This window comes from Micromonospora sp. NRRL B-16802 (genome assembly GCF_001279555.1).
In the GTDB taxonomy this organism is placed as follows: domain Bacteria; phylum Actinomycetota; class Actinomycetes; order Mycobacteriales; family Micromonosporaceae; genus Micromonospora; species Micromonospora profundi.
On record NZ_LGEB01000097.1, the window covers coordinates 173,188 to 188,239 of the forward strand.

Annotated in this window: 17 protein-coding genes; 4 read left to right on the forward strand and 13 right to left on the reverse strand. The window is 71.7% G+C overall.

Features of this window, described 5'->3' with window-relative positions; genetic code table 11:
• Positions 1 to 4: 4 nt before the first annotated feature.
• Together ADK66_RS26255 and ADK66_RS26260 are read right to left on the reverse strand one after the other, a co-directional pair.
• The gene (locus ADK66_RS26255; RefSeq protein ID WP_053659859.1) at positions 5 to 349 is read right to left on the reverse strand and encodes a hypothetical protein; all 345 of its coding nucleotides are present in this window, start codon (positions 347 to 349) and stop codon (positions 5 to 7) included.
• A 153-nt stretch (positions 350 to 502) separates the two neighbouring features.
• The gene (locus tag ADK66_RS26260; protein ID WP_231640200.1) at positions 503 to 1,207 is read right to left on the reverse strand and encodes a DUF3153 domain-containing protein; all 705 of its coding nucleotides are present in this window, start codon (positions 1,205 to 1,207) and stop codon (positions 503 to 505) included.
• A 280-nt stretch (positions 1,208 to 1,487) separates the two neighbouring features.
• Between ADK66_RS26260 and ADK66_RS26265 the strand changes: the two genes are divergently transcribed.
• Entirely contained in the window at positions 1,488 to 1,904 is a 417-nt protein-coding gene (locus ADK66_RS26265) for an NUDIX domain-containing protein (protein WP_053659863.1), read from the forward strand.
• A gap of 39 nt (positions 1,905 to 1,943) precedes the next feature.
• On the opposite strand, the gene ADK66_RS26270 is transcribed toward ADK66_RS26265, so the two are convergent.
• Positions 1,944 to 2,933: a LacI family DNA-binding transcriptional regulator gene (locus ADK66_RS26270; protein WP_053659865.1), complete on the reverse strand. Its 990-nt coding sequence runs from the start codon at positions 2,931 to 2,933 to the stop codon at positions 1,944 to 1,946.
• 164 nt (positions 2,934 to 3,097) lie between these two features.
• Here ADK66_RS26270 and ADK66_RS26275 point away from each other — a divergent pair, with 164 nt between their 5' ends.
• Together ADK66_RS26275 and ADK66_RS26280 are read left to right on the forward strand one after the other, a co-directional pair.
• Entirely contained in the window at positions 3,098 to 4,348 is a 1,251-nt protein-coding gene (locus tag ADK66_RS26275) for an MFS transporter (RefSeq protein ID WP_053660099.1), read from the forward strand.
• Positions 4,349 to 4,421: 73 nt separating this feature from the next.
• The gene (locus ADK66_RS26280) at positions 4,422 to 5,318 is read left to right on the forward strand and encodes an aldo/keto reductase (RefSeq protein ID WP_053659867.1); all 897 of its coding nucleotides are present in this window, start codon (positions 4,422 to 4,424) and stop codon (positions 5,316 to 5,318) included.
• A gap of 83 nt (positions 5,319 to 5,401) precedes the next feature.
• Here ADK66_RS26280 and ADK66_RS26285 read toward each other — a convergent pair whose 3' ends face one another.
• From ADK66_RS26285 to ADK66_RS26305, 5 genes are all read right to left on the reverse strand, one after another.
• Positions 5,402 to 6,091 carry a hypothetical protein gene (locus ADK66_RS26285; protein WP_053659869.1) on the reverse strand — a complete coding sequence of 230 codons (690 nt, stop codon included), beginning with the start codon at positions 6,089 to 6,091 and terminating at the stop codon, positions 5,402 to 5,404.
• A 9-nt stretch (positions 6,092 to 6,100) separates the two neighbouring features.
• Positions 6,101 to 8,269: an RNA polymerase recycling motor ATPase HelR gene (gene helR / locus ADK66_RS26290; RefSeq protein ID WP_197281644.1), complete on the reverse strand. Its 2,169-nt coding sequence runs from the start codon at positions 8,267 to 8,269 to the stop codon at positions 6,101 to 6,103.
• A gap of 135 nt (positions 8,270 to 8,404) precedes the next feature.
• Positions 8,405 to 8,884 (reverse strand): hypothetical protein, encoded by a 480-nt coding sequence (locus tag ADK66_RS26295; protein ID WP_053659873.1) that lies wholly within the window; start codon positions 8,882 to 8,884, stop codon positions 8,405 to 8,407.
• A 71-nt stretch (positions 8,885 to 8,955) separates the two neighbouring features.
• Complete coding sequence (locus ADK66_RS26300) at positions 8,956 to 9,675, reverse strand: hypothetical protein (RefSeq protein WP_053659875.1); 720 nt, start codon at positions 9,673 to 9,675, stop codon at positions 8,956 to 8,958.
• Positions 9,668 to 10,210 (reverse strand): RNA polymerase sigma factor, encoded by a 543-nt coding sequence (locus ADK66_RS26305; RefSeq protein WP_157552931.1) that lies wholly within the window; start codon positions 10,208 to 10,210, stop codon positions 9,668 to 9,670. Before ADK66_RS26305 ends, ADK66_RS26300 begins: the two co-directional genes overlap by 8 nt.
• 159 nt (positions 10,211 to 10,369) lie before the next feature.
• On the opposite strand from ADK66_RS26305, the gene ADK66_RS26310 reads away from it, so the two are divergent.
• Positions 10,370 to 10,705 carry a hypothetical protein gene (locus ADK66_RS26310; protein ID WP_053659879.1) on the forward strand — a complete coding sequence of 112 codons (336 nt, stop codon included), beginning with the start codon at positions 10,370 to 10,372 and terminating at the stop codon, positions 10,703 to 10,705.
• Positions 10,706 to 10,760: 55 nt separating this feature from the next.
• Here the strand turns inward: ADK66_RS26310 and ADK66_RS26315 are convergent, their stop codons facing one another.
• The 5 genes from ADK66_RS26315 to ADK66_RS26335 form a co-directional block, all read right to left on the reverse strand.
• A complete protein-coding gene (locus tag ADK66_RS26315; protein WP_053659881.1) occupies positions 10,761 to 12,917 on the reverse strand; it encodes an FtsX-like permease family protein in 2,157 nt (718 codons plus the stop codon).
• Entirely contained in the window at positions 12,914 to 13,594 is a 681-nt protein-coding gene (locus ADK66_RS26320) for an ABC transporter ATP-binding protein (RefSeq protein WP_053659883.1), read from the reverse strand. Before ADK66_RS26320 ends, ADK66_RS26315 begins: the two co-directional genes overlap by 4 nt.
• Positions 13,591 to 14,115: a PadR family transcriptional regulator gene (locus ADK66_RS26325; RefSeq protein WP_053659885.1), complete on the reverse strand. Its 525-nt coding sequence runs from the start codon at positions 14,113 to 14,115 to the stop codon at positions 13,591 to 13,593. Before ADK66_RS26325 ends, ADK66_RS26320 begins: the two co-directional genes overlap by 4 nt.
• A gap of 97 nt (positions 14,116 to 14,212) precedes the next feature.
• Positions 14,213 to 14,575, reverse strand: coding sequence for a fluoride efflux transporter CrcB (crcB, locus tag ADK66_RS26330; RefSeq protein ID WP_053659887.1), 363 nt, complete (start codon positions 14,573 to 14,575; stop codon positions 14,213 to 14,215).
• Complete coding sequence (locus ADK66_RS26335; RefSeq protein ID WP_053659889.1) at positions 14,572 to 15,048, reverse strand: CrcB family protein; 477 nt, start codon at positions 15,046 to 15,048, stop codon at positions 14,572 to 14,574. Before ADK66_RS26335 ends, crcB begins: the two co-directional genes overlap by 4 nt.
• Positions 15,049 to 15,052: the final 4 nt, after the last annotated feature.

Sequence of the window (15,052 nt, forward strand, 5' to 3'; positions counted from 1 at the left end):
CCCCTCAGACCCACGAGCGGAAGACACGGGGCTCACGACCCTGCGCGACCTGCGTCGGCGACGCCTGGGTCGCCTGCCGGTTGCCGGGCGGGAACTGGTTGACGCCGAGCGCGGCGGAGAAGATGACGAGCGCGTTGAAGAACGCAATGATCCACTTCTCGCCGCCGGCGTCGTCGGCGAACGCCGCCGTCACGTAGGACAGCAGCAGCGCGATGGCGATGGCGATCCACTTGCGGAGCTTGTCGCCGCTCGGGCCGATCAGCCCGCCGATGACGTTCGTGGCCAGCAGGGTGGCGGCGCTCGCGCCGGCCATGCTGCCCAGGGCTGCCCAGGTGAAGAGATCGTTCACGGCGATCCCCCTTTTCTGCGATGGTGCGACCGGATTGTGGTGGGTGGTGAGGTCCGGTGCTCCCGGGTGGGAGCCCCGGTGTCGGTCGCCGTCGTCGCGGGGCGACGCCGTCGGCGAGGTCGGCGCGGCCGGCAGGGCCGGCCACCGGATGGATCAGCCGGGTGAGCCCGCCGTCGGGCCCGGCACTGTTGGAGCGGGCCCGGCAGGTGCGGCGGCGGCCGGCGCCGTCGGGCGTCGGCGTCGCAGCAGGAGTACGCCCACAGCGGCGAGCAACAGCACCAGGAGTACGCCGCCGCCGACGAGCAGCCACGGGAACCCGCCCGAGGCGGCGGCGGCCACCGGCGAGCCAGAGGGGCGGGGCGGGGCCTCGGCGACGGCCCGCAACTCGACCGGCTTGTCCTTGTTGGAGTCCACCTTCCAGGTGACCGACCGCCCGTTGACGGTGCCATTGGTGTCGATCACCCGACCGGGAAATGTCACCGAGATCTCGAATGACATCAACCTGAGGAATGCCTGCTGTTGTTGCGGATTCTGTTGGGCGATTTTTCCGCCGTATCGCTTCGGGTCGAGCGGCAAAGTGAAGCGGTAGAAATCGCCGTCCCGGACGAGTTTGACGCTCTCGCTGTCGAAGCCCGCCAGCGGTGCCCTGTGATAACTGATCTGGGTGCCGAAGAGTTGGCTGTCCTCGTAGGTGGCCTCCTCGCCTGGCGGCAGCGCGGGAATGTTCTGCCGCAGCTCCGCGAAGGCCGCCGGAACGTTCTTGTTCCGCGAGGTCAGGACGGACTTCCGGGCGGTCAGCAGCAACTGCCCGTCGACAGTGTCGTCGGCGTTGACGGTGAGCCCCATGTTGAGTTCCATGCAGCTGCTCAGGGCGGCGAGAAGAAGGAGGCACACCGCGACGCGGAGTGCCCTACCGCGGTTGAATCTCCTGTTCATGGAGTCAGTGTGTGTGATCGCTTTCACCACGAGCAGTCAGCGATCGGTCACAACGCAGTCGCCGATCTTACCGGCCGGCTGTCACATTTCCATGAGGTCGGTCCCAGCGTGAATGTCTATCCTGGAGCTTTTGGGCCGACACTATTTTGGCGCCGCCGTGCCGCCTCGGGGTGTCCCGTTGGCATACGCTGCGGGCGTGGCTATGAACGCGTGCGTGCTGCTTGTGGATCCCGACGGACGGCTGCTGCTGCAACTGCGCGACGGCAACGCCACCTTCTACCCGAACGTCTGGGGCCTGCCCGGTGGGTACGGCGAGGCGGGGGAGACCCCGCAGCAGACCGCCGAGCGCGAGCTGTGGGAGGAGACCGGCCTGCGTGCCGACGCGCCCCTGCGTCCGCTCGCCGTGCAGTCGATGCCCGAGCTGAACCTGGAGGTGCACTACTTCCTCGGCGCCACACGAGCCCGGCAGGAGGACGTGGTGCTCGGCGAGGGCGCGGCGATGGTCTTCGTGCCCGGCGACGAGGTGCTCGACGGCCGCCCCTACACCCCGGGCACCGTCGAGGTGCTCACCGAGTTCCTCGCCTCACCCGAGTACGCCGCTGTGGCCTCCCGCCGCTGAGGTCCGACCACGGAGGCGCCTGTGAAGCTCCTGCGGACGTCAGGCGCTGACCCGGGCCACCAGGGCGGACGGGAAGAGGGTCAGCGGCGCGGCCGGACGCCCGGCCAGCACGGCGGTGGCCGCGGCGGTGGCGATCGTGCCCACCGGATGGCTGGCGGTGGTGAGCGCCGGAGCGGTCATCGCGGCGAGGGGGATGTCGTCGAAACCGGCCACCGACACATCGCCGGGCACCCGCACTCCCTCGTCACGAAGCGCCGCCATCACCCCGAGCGCCGTCTCGTCGCTGATCGCGTAGATGGCGTCGACGTCCGGCCACCGACGCAGCGCCTCGCCGGCCGCCACCCGGCCACGCGCGGCGGTGAAGTCACCGGGCACCACGCGTTCAGGTAGGCCGGCCTGGCGCATCAACGAGCGGTACGCCTGCACCGGGCGTCGCGAGCACGGCAGCCAGTGCGGCCCGGCCACCATGGCGATCCGGCGGCGACCCGTGGCGTACAGGTGGCGCAGCACCTCGCCCGCGCCGGCGGTGTTGTCGACGTCGAACGACGGCACCGTCGCCGAGCCGATGCCGATCGAAGCCACCCGACCACGCAACGACTCGGGTACGGCGTCCAGCACGTCCTCGGTGGTGTTGACCAGCACCACTCCGCAGACACTGCGGTCCCGGGCGAGCTGGTCCAGGCCGGTCAGATCGCCGAGCGGCAGCCAGTGCAGCGCCACACCGACGCCGGCCGGCCCGCAGACCCGGGCGGCCGAGCCGACGACCCGGTGGACGTACGGGTCGTCGAGCACCGCCTCGCTCGTTCCCGCGACGGCCACCACCAGTCGTACGCCCCGGCCCCGGACGAGTGCGCGCGCGGCCTGGTTGGGCACGTAACCGAGCTGGTCGACAGCCGCAATGACCTGCTTGCGCGCCTGTGGCGACGCGAACCCCGTACCGGCGATCACCCGGGAGGCTGTGGAGCGTGACACCCCGGCGGCCCGTGCGACGTCGTCAAGCGTGGCCGAGCGGTGTGCGGCTGTCGTCATGGTGCCCTCCCCGTGGCGCCCGTCCCGGGCAGACGTGCGCCTGCATGGAATCATCCTCCGGCCGTGGCGTTGCTGGTAAGGGCGGTCACACGCTTGTGGTGGAAGCGCTCTCAGGTGTGCGATCGTGCCAGGAGATCACCGTCGAGGAAGAGGAACCACCCCCCGTGAGCGCCCCCACCAGCTCGGTTGCCGGCCCGGCCACCGGCCTGCCGCCGCAGGCCGTCAAGCTCGCCCGAAACGGCGTCGCCGTCACCTTCAGCCTGAACGGACTCGCCGTCGGCAGTTGGTTCTCCCGGGTGCCTGCGGTCCGTGAGTCGTTGGACCTCTCCGCCGGGCGGCTCGGTCTGCTGCTGCTGGCGATGAGCATCGGCGCGCTGCTGGCCATGCCCACGTCCGGGCTGCTCGCCCAGCTGCTCGGCACCGCCCGCACCGTACGGCTGGCCACGGTGCTGGTCGCTGGCGGCCTGACAGTGGCGGGGTTGGGCGCGACCCTGACCGGTTCGTTCGTCGTCGTCGCGGTCGGGTTGGTTGCCTTCGGCTACGGATCAGGTGCCTGCGACGTGGCAATGAACGTCGAGGCCGCTGCTGTGGAACGGCGTCTGGGACGCACCATCATGCCCCGCTTCCACGCCGGGTGGAGCCTCGGTTCGGTGGCCGGCGCGGGCCTCGGCGCCCTGGCGGCACGCCTGGACGTGGCGGTCGGCGCGCACCTCTGCGCGGTGGCGGTGGTGGTGCTGGCCGGCACTGTGCTCGCCACGCGGGCCTACCTGCCGTCGTCGGCCCACACCCCGGAGGGCGACACGGCGGACGCCACTCCGGCGGGCCGTCGTCGTGCCCAGCTCGCCGCCTGGCGGGAGCCCCGCACCCTGCTGATCGGGCTGTTCGTGCTGGTGGCGGCGTTCACCGAGGGCGCCGCGAACGACTGGCTGGCTGTCGCGTTCGTTGACGGCCGGGACCTGAGCGAGGCAGCCGGAGCGGCGGTCTTCGGCGTCTTCGTCGTCGGCATGACCCTCGGGCGTACGGCGGGCACGATCGCGCTGGACCGCTGGGGCCGGGTGCCGGTGCTCAGTACCACAATCGGGCTCGCCGTCCTCGGCGCGTGTCTCGCGGTGCTGGCCGGCTCGGGGCCGCTGGCGATCGTCGGCGTCGCGCTGTGGGGGCTCGGTGCGTCGCTGGGCTTCCCGGTCGGGATGAGCGCGGCTGCCGACGAGGAGGCCCACGCGCCCGTGCGCGTCAGTGTGGTAGCGGTGATCGGCTACACGGCGTTCCTGGCCGGCCCGCCGCTGCTGGGGCTGCTCGGTGACCACGTCGGCATCCTGCGCGCCCTGCTTGTGGTGCCGGTGCTGCTGCTGCCGACATTGGCGCTGCTGCCGGTGCTGCGCCAGCCACGCTCCGGTTCAGCACATCAAAACTAACCCGGATCGACGCTCGGCGGTATCGGGTGCGTGGCCGACTGCGCACCGCACCCGTGCTGGCTAACCTCGCCAAATGCCAACCGACGAGATCAGTGCCGCAGCGGCGGGCAGCTGGACGCTGGGCGACCGTACTGTGCACCGGATGGGCTTCGGCTCCATGCGGATCACCGCGAATCCCGACCGGAACCACGCCATCGCCCTGCTGCGTCGCGCCGTGGAGTTGGGTGTCAACCACATCGACACTGCCGCCTTCTACGTCTCACCCGGCGGCACGCTGCGGGTGGGCACCGGCCCCGCCCGGTACGCCACCGAGCTCATCCGCGCGGCGCTCGCCCCGTACCCGGAGGATCTGGTGGTCGTCACCAAGGTCGGCTTCGGGTACGACCCGCAGGCCGGCTTCACCGAGGCGTACACCCCGGCGCAGTTGCGGGCCCAGGTCGAGGAGAACCTGCGCCGACTCGGCCGCGACCAGCTGGACGTCGTCAACCTGCGCCTCGGCCGGGGGCCGGGGCCGGTGCCGCTTGTCGACCGCTTCGGCGCGCTGGCCGAGCTGCGCGCCGCCGGGCTGATCCGGCACCTCGGGCTCTCCAACGTCCGACCCGAGCAGCTGGACGAGGTGGCGGGCATCGCGCCGGTGGTCTGCGTGCAGAACAACTACGGCGTGGACGCCTACCGGGAGCAGGACGCGTTCGTGAAGCTCTGCGGTGAGCGGGGGATCGCCTACGTGCCGTTCTTCGCGCTTGCCGGCACCGGTCGGGAGGCGGGTGCGAGCGCCGAGCAGGGCGAGGCGGTCGAAGCCGTCGCCCGCGTCCACGGCGTCACCCCGCACCAGGTACGCCTGGCCTGGACCCTGCACCAGGGCCCGCACGTGCTGGCCATCCCCGGCACCAGCGACCCGACACACCTGGAGGCGAACATAGCCGCAGCCGCCCTGAACCTGACCGAGGAAGACCTAACCCTCCTCACCTGACAAGCGCCCCGCCCTGCTCTCGCTCCGTTGATCATGAGGTTGGCGGCACGACACGCCGGCATCGACGAACGTTAACCTCATGATCACCGGGGAGGGGAGGGCGGGGAGGGCTCGCGGAGCCAGACTCGGAGGGGTGCCACCGCTGTGAAGCCCGCTTCGAGGGCGGGCGTGAGGTCCGGGCCGGATTCGTAGCCGACGAGCGGCAGCCCGGGCAGGGTGGCGAGCACGCCACGCCAGATCTCGTCAGGCCCGCCGGTACCGGCGAACAGGTTGGAGACGCCGAGTACGCCATCGCCGCTGACCACCGCGCCGCCGGCGACCTCGCCCCGATCGTCGTACCGAGCCAGCACCCGTACCCGGGGGTCGGCCAGCACAGCGGGCCGGAACAGGTCCCCGCCGCCGTGCGCCGCCGCCCACGCGGCCAACCCCCGCGCCGTCGTGACCCTGCTGAGCAGCCGTCCGGCCGGAGGGTCCGTCGGTGGGCGGTGGATCCACTGGGCGTCGAAGAGCACCTTAAAGCCGTACCCGGAGAGGTCGAGGTCGGAGAAGCTGTCCTTCACCGACGCACCGGGCCCCGCGTCGATCCGGGCCAGCAGGGCGTCGGCGTCGACGCCGGGGCGCAGCGTGACGGCGTCCGGGTACCAGGTCGGGGAGCGGCGGGGCGCCGACCAGGCGTCGGCGTCGAACCAGCCGGCCACCCCGTGACTGCCGCAGACGACGTCGCACCACTCGGCGTTGTTGCGCGCCGCGGCTTTCCGCACGTCCTCGTCCACGCCCGCAGCCTAGGAGCTTGTGAGGATGACGAGTTGCTGGGTCGCTCGGGTCATGGCGACATAGCGGTCGACAGCCCCTTCGATGCCCTCGCCGAACGACTCGGGGTCGACGAGCACGACCAGGTCGAATTCGAGGCCCTTGGCCAGTTCCGGGGTCAGCGACCGGACGCGGGGTGTCGCGGTGAATGTGGGATCGCCGATGACGCAGGCGACGCCCTCGTCGTGCGTGGCGAGCCAGGCGTCGAGGACCGAGCCCAGATCAACAGCAGATCCGTGTACGACGGGGACGCCGTCGCGCCGGATCGACGTCGGCACGTTGGCGTCCGGCAGCACGGCCCGGATGACCGGCTCGGCCTCCGTCATGATCTCTGCCGGCGTCCGGTAGTTGATGCTCAGCGAGGCCAGGTCGACACGGTCCAGTCCGATTCGTTCGAGCCGTTCCCGCCACGACTCGGTGAACCCGTGCCGGGCCTGCGCGCGGTCCCCGACGATGGTGAAGCTCCGCGACGGGCAGCGCAGCAGCAGCATCTGCCACTCGGCGTCGGTCAACTCCTGTGCCTCGTCCACGACGATGTGCGCGAACGGGCCGGCGAGCAGGTCCGGCTCGACGGTGGGCAGCGCGGCCCCGTCGACAAGGGCGTCCTGGAGGTCCAGTTGACGCAGGCTCGACAGCACCCCTTCGCCGTCGTCGTAGGTGTGGGCCTCGATCAGGTCGTCCACGACAGCGGACATGCGTTCGCGTTCGACGGCGATGGTGGCGTCGTGCCGGCGTCGGCGTCCGGACGCCTCCCGGTCGCCGAGTCGCTGTCGTGCGGCGTCCAGGAGTGGCAGGTCCGACACCGTCCACGCTTGGGCGTCGCCGCGCTGGAGCGTGCGGACCTCGTCGGGGCTGAGCCAGGGCGCGCACCTGCGCAGGTACGCGGGCACCGACCACAGGTCTCCGACGAGGTCGGCCGCGTCGAGCAGCGGCCAGGCTCTGTTGAAGGCCGTCCGCAGGTCCCGGTTGCGTGCCAGCGAGCCGCGGACGAGATCCTCCGACTCGTCACCGTCGTACCTGTCGACGAGGATCGTGAGCAGCGCCTCCCAGATCTCGTCCCGCGCCTCGTTGTGCGGCGTGCCCGGTCCCGCCGCCTCGAACGCCTCGGCCCAGTCGTCGGCGCTCAGCCGGAGGTCGGCGTCCTCGGTCCCGACAGTCATCCCCGTGGCCGGTGGCTCCTCGTAGAACCGGACGGCCGCCTCGATCGCCGTCACCATCTCCACTGACGACTTCAACCGGGCCACGTCGGGGTCGGTCTCGACCGTCGCCCCGGCGCCCTGCGGGACGAGGTCGCGCAGGGTGCAGGTCTGTACGTCCTCCTCGCCGAGGCTGGGCAGGACGTCGGCGACGTACGCCAGGTAGGGCTGGTGCGGCCCGACGAACAGCACGCCGCCCCGGCGGTGACCGAGGCGCGGGTCGGCGTAGAGGAGGTAGGCGGTGCGGTGCAGCGCGACGACTGTCTTCCCCGTGCCCGGACCGCCGTCGACGACGAGCGCGCCGCTGGATCCGGCGCGGATGATGGCGTCCTGGTCGGCCTGGATGGTGCTCAGGACGTCCCGCATCCGGCTGGACCGGCTGCCGCCCAGACTGGCGATGAAGGCGGACTGGTCGTCGAGGGCGACGTGCCCCTGCAACCCGTCGGGAGTGAACACCTCGTCCCAGTAGTCGGTGATCCGGCCCAGCGTCCAGCGGTACCGGCGGCGGCTCGCCAGTCCCATCGGGTTGGCGTGGGTCGCCCCGAAGAACGGCTCGGCGGCGGGGGAGCGCCAGTCGAGGAGCAACTGTCGGCCGTCGCTGTCGGTGAGACCGCGTCGTCCCACGTACACCGGTTGGAGGTTGTCGGCGCTCACCATGCGTCCGAGGCACAGGTCCAGGCCGAAGCGCCGCAGCGTACGCAGCCGGCTTGTCAATCGGCGGACCTCCTGGTCGCGGTCCGACGCCTGCCGGCCCTTGCCCGCCGGTGCCCTGCGCGCCGTGTCGAGGCGGTCGGACAGGTCGGCGGCCGTCTCCTCCAGGCTGTGCGCGATGGCCGTGAAGTGCTGCTCGTCCGCGCCGATCAGCGTCGTGTCGGCCTTGGCGCGCAGGCGGTCGGGAAGGTCGAACACGCTTGTGGTCGAGGGCTTCACGGCATCAGGCCGCATTCTCGTGGCTCCCATTTCCGCAGGTTAGGGCGTTGGCCGGGCAATTCTGGGGCATCACCCGGGTCTTGCCACAAGGCCCCGCCTGCGATATATGTTGAGAGTGGCAGGGAGTGAGTAGTACCTCCCGCTTCTCAATCAGGGCATCTGTTCGGCGTACACGAGGGTCATCGTGTCGGTGTGGCCGGCCCAGCGGAGGTCGAGACGCCAGCAACCGGCCCGCGGCAGGTCGATGATCGACGGGCCGGGACCGCCGGCGACCTCCCGGACCACCCTGGTGTCGGTACCGTCGAGCGTCGCGGTGATCGCCAGCGGCGCCGATGGCGCGTCGGTGGACGTGCGGGCAACCCACAGGATCTTGTTGCTCGACCCGTCCTGCCTGACCTGCGCCAGTGGGTGGCCGAACAGCACGGCCACGATGTCGCCCTTCGCGCCGAGGACGTGCGGAGCGTGGGCGTCACCGCTGAACCCGGCGTCCGCCCAGTCGGGCAGGGCACCCGTCTCGACCCGCGAGCCGCAGCTTGTTGCCCCCGGGCCGTCCGGTGTGGCCGGCTGGCCTGTCGTGCAGCCCGCCAGCAGGACGACCGACGCCAGCAGAACCATGCCCCTGGAACCCATCTCGCTCCTTCCCGGCACACGTCGATGCACGTCTCACCAGGACGACACCGGCCGGATGCGGTGGGTTCCGGCTAGCGCAGCGACTCGGCGATCCCGACGGCCTCGGCCCTGGTGAGATCGCCCTCGATCCGGTAGCTCACGCCACGGTCCTGCCAGATCAGGGTCGAGGCCGCGAGCCGGGCGGTCGACATCCGGACCGTCCCCGCCCGGTCCACATAGGCGAGCGTGTGCGGGCCGTCGACCCACACGGCGAAGTCGCCGTGGACCTGCGTCCACTCCACGATCGGGCCGCTGACCCGCTTGTGGAAGGCCACGTCGAGACGACCGTCGAAGGCGTCGACGCGCAGCGCGCCCCCGTCGTAGAGCAGCGTCGCCACCCGGTACCTGCCCGCGCCGTCGGGGTCGGCGACAAGCACCTGCTCGGGTACGCCGAGCTTCGCCGGCAGTCGGATGGGGAAGCGCACCACCCGTTGTGCCTCGTCCACTGTGGTGATCCGCTGCGCCGGCAATGGCGACGGAGTGCCGGTGGGCGCCTGCGGGCCTGGCGACGTGGCGACGGTGACTCCCGCGAAGCGCAGCAACCCGGCGACGGCGTCGGCGAGCGCAGCCCGTCCCGGCGGCAGCACCGCCACCAGCACGGCGACAAGCGCTGCGGCGACGTACCGGCGCCACCGGCGTCGGCGGGGCACGGGCGGCGTGAGCTGTGCGCGTACGCGCGCGGTGACGTCGGGCGGGTCGGGTGTCTCCAGCCAGGCCGAGAGGTCGCGTAGTTCCCTTTCGAGGTCATCCATGGCGGACCTCCGCACCGTCGAGCAGGCGGCGGAGCTTCGCCAGTGCCCGCGACGTCCGCGACTTCACAGTGCCCCGGGGCCAGCCCAGCATCGCCACCGTCTCCTCCTCGCTGAGGTCGAGGAAGAACCGACAGACGATCACCTCGCGGTCCCGGCCCGGCAGTTGGCGTAGCGCCCGCACAAGCGTGGCGCGGCGCTCCCCGGCCAGCACCGCGTCGACGGCGTCGTCCCCGGTGATCTCGGACCCCGGGTGTGCCGCCGCGGCCCGCAGGACGAGCCCGTCGCGGCGGGAGCGCGTCCGGTGCAGGTTCCGGGTCTCGTTGGCGACGATCGCCAGCAGCCACGCCCGGAAGGACGACTCGCCCCGGTAGCGGGCAAGGCCGTGGTGAGCCTTCACGAACGACTCCTGGACGACGTCCTCGGAGTCCGATCCCGCCCCGAGCAGCACCGCCGTCCGGTACGCGGACGCGGTGTGCCGGGCGACCAGGAGGTCGTACGCCTCCAGGTCACCTGCCCGAGCGCGGGTGACGAGCACGTCGTCGTCCAGGAGGGCCTCCGGTGGGGATCACACTCATGACACCGCCCGCGCCCGGGAGGTTCCATCCGCGGCTTGACCAGCTCACTCCCACCCGGCGTGCAGCATATTGCCAGGATTCGGTGGTGCACTGGAGGTCGTCGAGGAGAGGGGTGGGGCATGGGCTGGTTCAGTCGACGGTCCCGGGACGCCGGAGCGACCCCGACGAAGCTGGATCGGGAGGCGACCCGGGAGGACCTCGCGGCGCTGGAGGCGTTCGTCACCAGCCGGCAAGGTGTGGAGTTCTACCTGGAGCCGGAGACCACCGCTACCGACACCACGGTGATGGCTATCGCGCACGACGGTGAGTGGATTCGCCGCCGGACGGGCACGCCCCGCGCGGCGGGCGACATCGCCCGCAGGCACGCGGTGCCGCTGTACGAGGCCGCCCGCACCGGCTACCCGGAGCGGATGCGGGTGTGGAACCGGGCGCACCCGGAGCGCCACGCCCGCTGAGGCGCATACGTCATTGGCCCGGTGGTCGCTCTCCCGACCGCCGGGCCAATGACGCTCATTCGCTGCGGGCTGTCTGCGGCCCGGTGAGGCGTTCCAGCAGTGGCAGGGTGGAGGCGATGATGCCGAGGCACGCCGCCAACCCGACGACGACGATCACGTAGAAGCCGGGCCCCGGCGCGACGAGCGTGTAGCCCATCTGTGCCCGCAGGAACAGGTGCGCGGCGACCAGGCCCATGCCGATGGCGACCGCGGCGACGGCGAGCATCGGTACGGCGCTCTCCAGCGCCACCACCCGGCGTAGGACCCGCACCGGCGCCCCGCTGAGGCGCAGCAGGCTGAACGGGCGTCGGCGTTCGCTGAGGCCGCCGATCACGCTGACCGCGAGGCTGCACCCGGCCAGCGCGAGGCTGGCGATGATTGTGACGTTTGCCAGCTGCCCCCAGCCGCGCAGCGTGTCGGCGAAGCTCGACTCGAAGTCACCTGGCACGTTCGGCGCCACCCGGAAGGCCGGTAGGGCGGTCTCCAGGACGGTACGCGAACGCTCGACGGCGGCGGCGGAGCCGTCGGTGTTGACGACGATCGACATCACCGGCAGCCGTTGAAGCTCACCGAGCGGGACCGTCGCGGCCTGCCAGACCCTTGTGGACGATGCCGTCTCCCGGAAGGGGACGAGGCCTGTCGCCACCTCGGCGACGTCCGCGCCGTCGGGGCACCGCCCGTACGCGCTCGGGAGGTCGGCGCACGCGATCAGACCGGGCTCGCTGGCGGTCCGCATGTCCGGGTTCTCCAGCACCACTGAAGCGTGCCGTACGCCGGTGACCGAGCGCAGGTCGGTGAGCAGCGTGTCGGGCATTGTCGGTGCCTTCTCGCCGAAGTCCATCGACACCGTGCCGGCTGCCGTCGAGCCGATCGGCGCCGGCCCACGGTTGTCGACGATCGTGGTGATCACGCCGACGGCCACTGTCGTGACGAAGAGCGCGAGCATGATGCCACTGATGGCCCGGAACCCGGCCTTCGGGTTGTCGGCGAGGCGTCGCGCGGCGATGAGGGTGGCCGGGCGGCTGGCGTACCGAGCCATGACGCGGGCGCCGACCATCGTCAACCAGGGGCCGGCCAGCACCAGCCCGGTCATGATGAGCAGCAGACCGGGCAGGAACACCGCCGCCTGACCGTCGGAGGTCGGTGGCCGGTAGCCCAGCGCGAACACCAGCACGCCGACGCCGAGCAGGAGCGGGATCAGCCGGTACGCGCGAGGTGGGCGTGGCGTGACCCGGCGGGTGACGCCCAGCGGCGAGATCCGTACCCGGCGCAGCGACACCGCCGCCGCCACCGCCGCGCCAGCGGGGACGCCGAGCGCGACGAGCAGGACGTCCAGGATGCCCAGTGACATGTCGCTCGGGAAGAACGGCATACCGGTGAACGGGATGCTCGCCAGCGATCCCCGGAATGCGAAGAACAGCAGGAAGCCGACGGCGGTGCCGGTGACGCCCGCTGTGGTCGCCTCCACCGCGGCGACGACCCCGATCTGCTTCGGTGTCGCGCCGACCAGGCGCATCGCGGCGAAGCGCTGCTCCCGGCGGGCGGCGCTGAGCCTGGTGGCGGTGCCGATGAAGATCAGCACCGGGAACAGCAGCCCACCGGCGACCACGCCCAGGATGAGGTTCACCGTCGTCTCGGGCAGCGCGGGCGCGTCACCGACGCTTGTGACCTGCCGGGCCAGCGGCAACTCAGCGACCTCATCGGGGGTGCCGCCCATGACGACGAGCAGGGCGTCCGGTGAGGCCAATCCGGCCGGGCCGACGGTGCCGAGGTCGCGCCCCGGATAGCGGTCGCCCAGTTGGTCGGCCGGGTGAGTGGCGAGCAGTTCCCGCAACGCGGGCGAGGTGTAGAACTCCCCGGGCCCGGGGACGGTCGGGATGCCGACCGGCGTCGGCGCGCCCGCCCCGGTGGCGGCGACATCGATCCGGGTGATCTGCTTACCGTGGAAGAAGTCGTCCCGGGTCGACCACCACAGCGGGTCGGCGTCGCCGCCCGTGGAGGCGCTGGGATACATCGACGCGTACCTGGTGAGCTGGGAGTTGACGGCGTTGACCCCGGCGAGGGTGGCGAGCAGCAGCCCGCTGCCGACAGCGACGGCGGCGGCGATGATGGCCAGGCGGGTGAGTGCCTCCCGGCCGCCGGCCACGGCAAGGCGCAGCCCGAAGCCGATCACGAGGCGATCCGGTCCGGCGCGTTCACGCGCCCGTCGCGGACCATGACCTCACGGTCGGCGTACGCGGCGATCCTGGGTTCGTGGGTGACCAGGATGACCGTGGTGCCCTGCTCGCGGGCGGCGCTGACCAGCAGGTCCATTACCTGCTCGCCGGTGAGCGAGTCGAGCGCGCCGGTCGGCTCGTCGGCGAAGAGCACCTGCGGTTCGGCGACCAGGCCACGGGCGAGGGCGACGCGCTGCGCCTGCCCACCGGACAACTCGCCGGACCGGCGCTGCTCCAGGCCGTCGAGGCCGAGGCGTTCGAACCAGGCGTACGCCCGGCGCAGCGCCCGCGGTCGACGGACGCCGCTGAGCAGCAGTGGCAGGGCGACGTTCTCCGCAGCGGTGAGCTCGGGCACGAGCTGACCGAACTGGAACACGAAGCCGAAGCGGTCCCGGCGCAGGCTGCTGCGCGCGGCTTCGGTGAGGGTGTCGACCCGGTTGCCGGCGAAGTGGATCTCGCCGGAGTCGGGCACGAGGATGCCGGCGAGGCAGTGCAGCAGTGTGGACTTGCCCGAGCCGCTCGGACCCATGACGGCGACGATCTCGCCCGCGCTCACGCTGAGGGTGGCGCCACGCAGCGCGGGCGTCCGGCCGAAGGAGAGCTTCACGTCGCGTGCTTCGATCACCACGCTCATTGCCGTACCGCCTTTCGCAGGGCGTCCAACCGGGCGTTTGTCATCTCGATCCACCGGAGGTCGGCCTCCAGGTGGTAGAGGCCGTGGTCGGCGAGCAGCGCGTCGACCAGACTGCCGGCGCGCTTGACCTCGGTGAGCTCACGCATCCGTTGCAGGTGCGCACTGCGCTGCATGTCGAGGTACTCGCCGGCCGGCCGGTCCAGCATCAGCGCGAGCACGACCTTGGCGAAGAGGACCGTCTGAAGGTGCGGCTCGGGCTCGACCGGCTGGGTCAGCCACTGCTCGACCTCGGTCGCACCGAGGTCGGTGATGACGTAGCGCTTGCGGTCGGGGCCGGCGCCGGGGGCCACGTCACTGATCACCACCTTGCCGTCCCGGGCCAGGCGGCTGAGGGTGGAGTAGACCTGGCCGAACGGCAGCGGCTTGCCCCGGCCGAAGAAGGCGTCGTAGTCGCGCTTCAGGTCGTAGCCGTGGCTGGGCTCCCGTTCGAGGAGGCCGAGAAGGGTCAGTGGGACACTCATGTCAGCAGGCTACCCCGGGTGTATACCTCGCGTATATACCCTCGGTGTGTTCGATGCGGTGGGGCACCGTTGCCTGCGGGCCAGGCGGCTGTTGTGGTCAGCCGAGCAGGGCGTGGGCCAGGGCGTAGCCGGCGACGGCGGCGGCGAGCCCGGCGGCGACGCTGAGCATCACGTTCGCCAGCGCGAGGAGCCGCTTGCCGGTCTGCGCGAGGCGCAGCGTCTCGTAGCTGAATGTGGAGTAGGTGGTCAGCGCACCGCAGAACCCGGTGCCGAGCAGGGCGCTCACCGCCGGACCGGCAGGCAGGCCGACGAGGACGCCGAGCAGCAGTGAGCCGGCCACGTTCACCGTCAGCGTCCCCCACGGAAACGCCGAGTCGTGCCGGGACTGCACGGCCCGGTCGACGAGATAGCGCAGCGGGGCCCCGACGGCGGCGCCCAGCGCGATGAGCAGCACTGTCATCGGGCCACCCGACGCCGCAGCAGTCCCGACGCGGCCGCGTCGCCCACGGCGACCGCCGCGAGCGCCCCGAACACCGTGGCAGCCAGGTAAGCCACGGCCGTGCCCGGTGCGCCCGCGACAAACGCCTCCTGGACGTCCACCGCGTAGGTGGAGAAGGTGGTGAAACCGCCGAGCACCCCGACACCGAGAAACGGGCGGGCCAGGGGGTGCCCGACGCCGAGGTGCCCGAGCACCGCCATCAGTACGCCGACGAGCAGGCAGCCGGACAGGTTGACCGCGAAGGTCGCCCACGGGAAGCCGGTGGGCGGATGCGGGGCGGCGTGTTGCAGACCGGCCCGAGCCAGCGCGCCGAGCACCCCGCCGGCCGCGATCGCGGCGAGCACCGCCAGGGGATGGACGGCCAACTCCTGTCGGTCGGCGGGGACCCGCAGGTCGACGTCCGGATCGGTACGCGGCTCGGGCGGCTCTGGCACGACT

Coding starts and splice junctions, on each gene's coding strand:
- ADK66_RS26260 (WP_231640200.1), bottom strand. CDS start 1,207: ATGGAACTCAACATGGGGCTCACCGTCAACGCCGACGACACTGTCGAC.
- ADK66_RS26265 (WP_053659863.1), top strand. CDS start 1,488: ATGAACGCGTGCGTGCTGCTTGTGGATCCCGACGGACGGCTGCTGCTG.
- ADK66_RS26270 (WP_053659865.1), bottom strand. CDS start 2,933: ATGACGACAGCCGCACACCGCTCGGCCACGCTTGACGACGTCGCACGG.
- ADK66_RS26280 (WP_053659867.1), top strand. CDS start 4,422: ATGCCAACCGACGAGATCAGTGCCGCAGCGGCGGGCAGCTGGACGCTG.
- helR (WP_197281644.1), bottom strand. CDS start 8,269: ATGCGGCCTGATGCCGTGAAGCCCTCGACCACAAGCGTGTTCGACCTT.
- ADK66_RS26295 (WP_053659873.1), bottom strand. CDS start 8,884: ATGGGTTCCAGGGGCATGGTTCTGCTGGCGTCGGTCGTCCTGCTGGCG.
- ADK66_RS26300 (WP_053659875.1), bottom strand. CDS start 9,675: ATGGATGACCTCGAAAGGGAACTACGCGACCTCTCGGCCTGGCTGGAG.
- ADK66_RS26310 (WP_053659879.1), top strand. CDS start 10,370: ATGGGCTGGTTCAGTCGACGGTCCCGGGACGCCGGAGCGACCCCGACG.
- ADK66_RS26320 (WP_053659883.1), bottom strand. CDS start 13,594: ATGAGCGTGGTGATCGAAGCACGCGACGTGAAGCTCTCCTTCGGCCGG.
- ADK66_RS26325 (WP_053659885.1), bottom strand. CDS start 14,115: ATGAGTGTCCCACTGACCCTTCTCGGCCTCCTCGAACGGGAGCCCAGC.
- crcB (WP_053659887.1), bottom strand. CDS start 14,575: ATGACAGTGCTGCTCATCGCGCTGGGCGCCGCCGTCGGGGCCCCGCTG.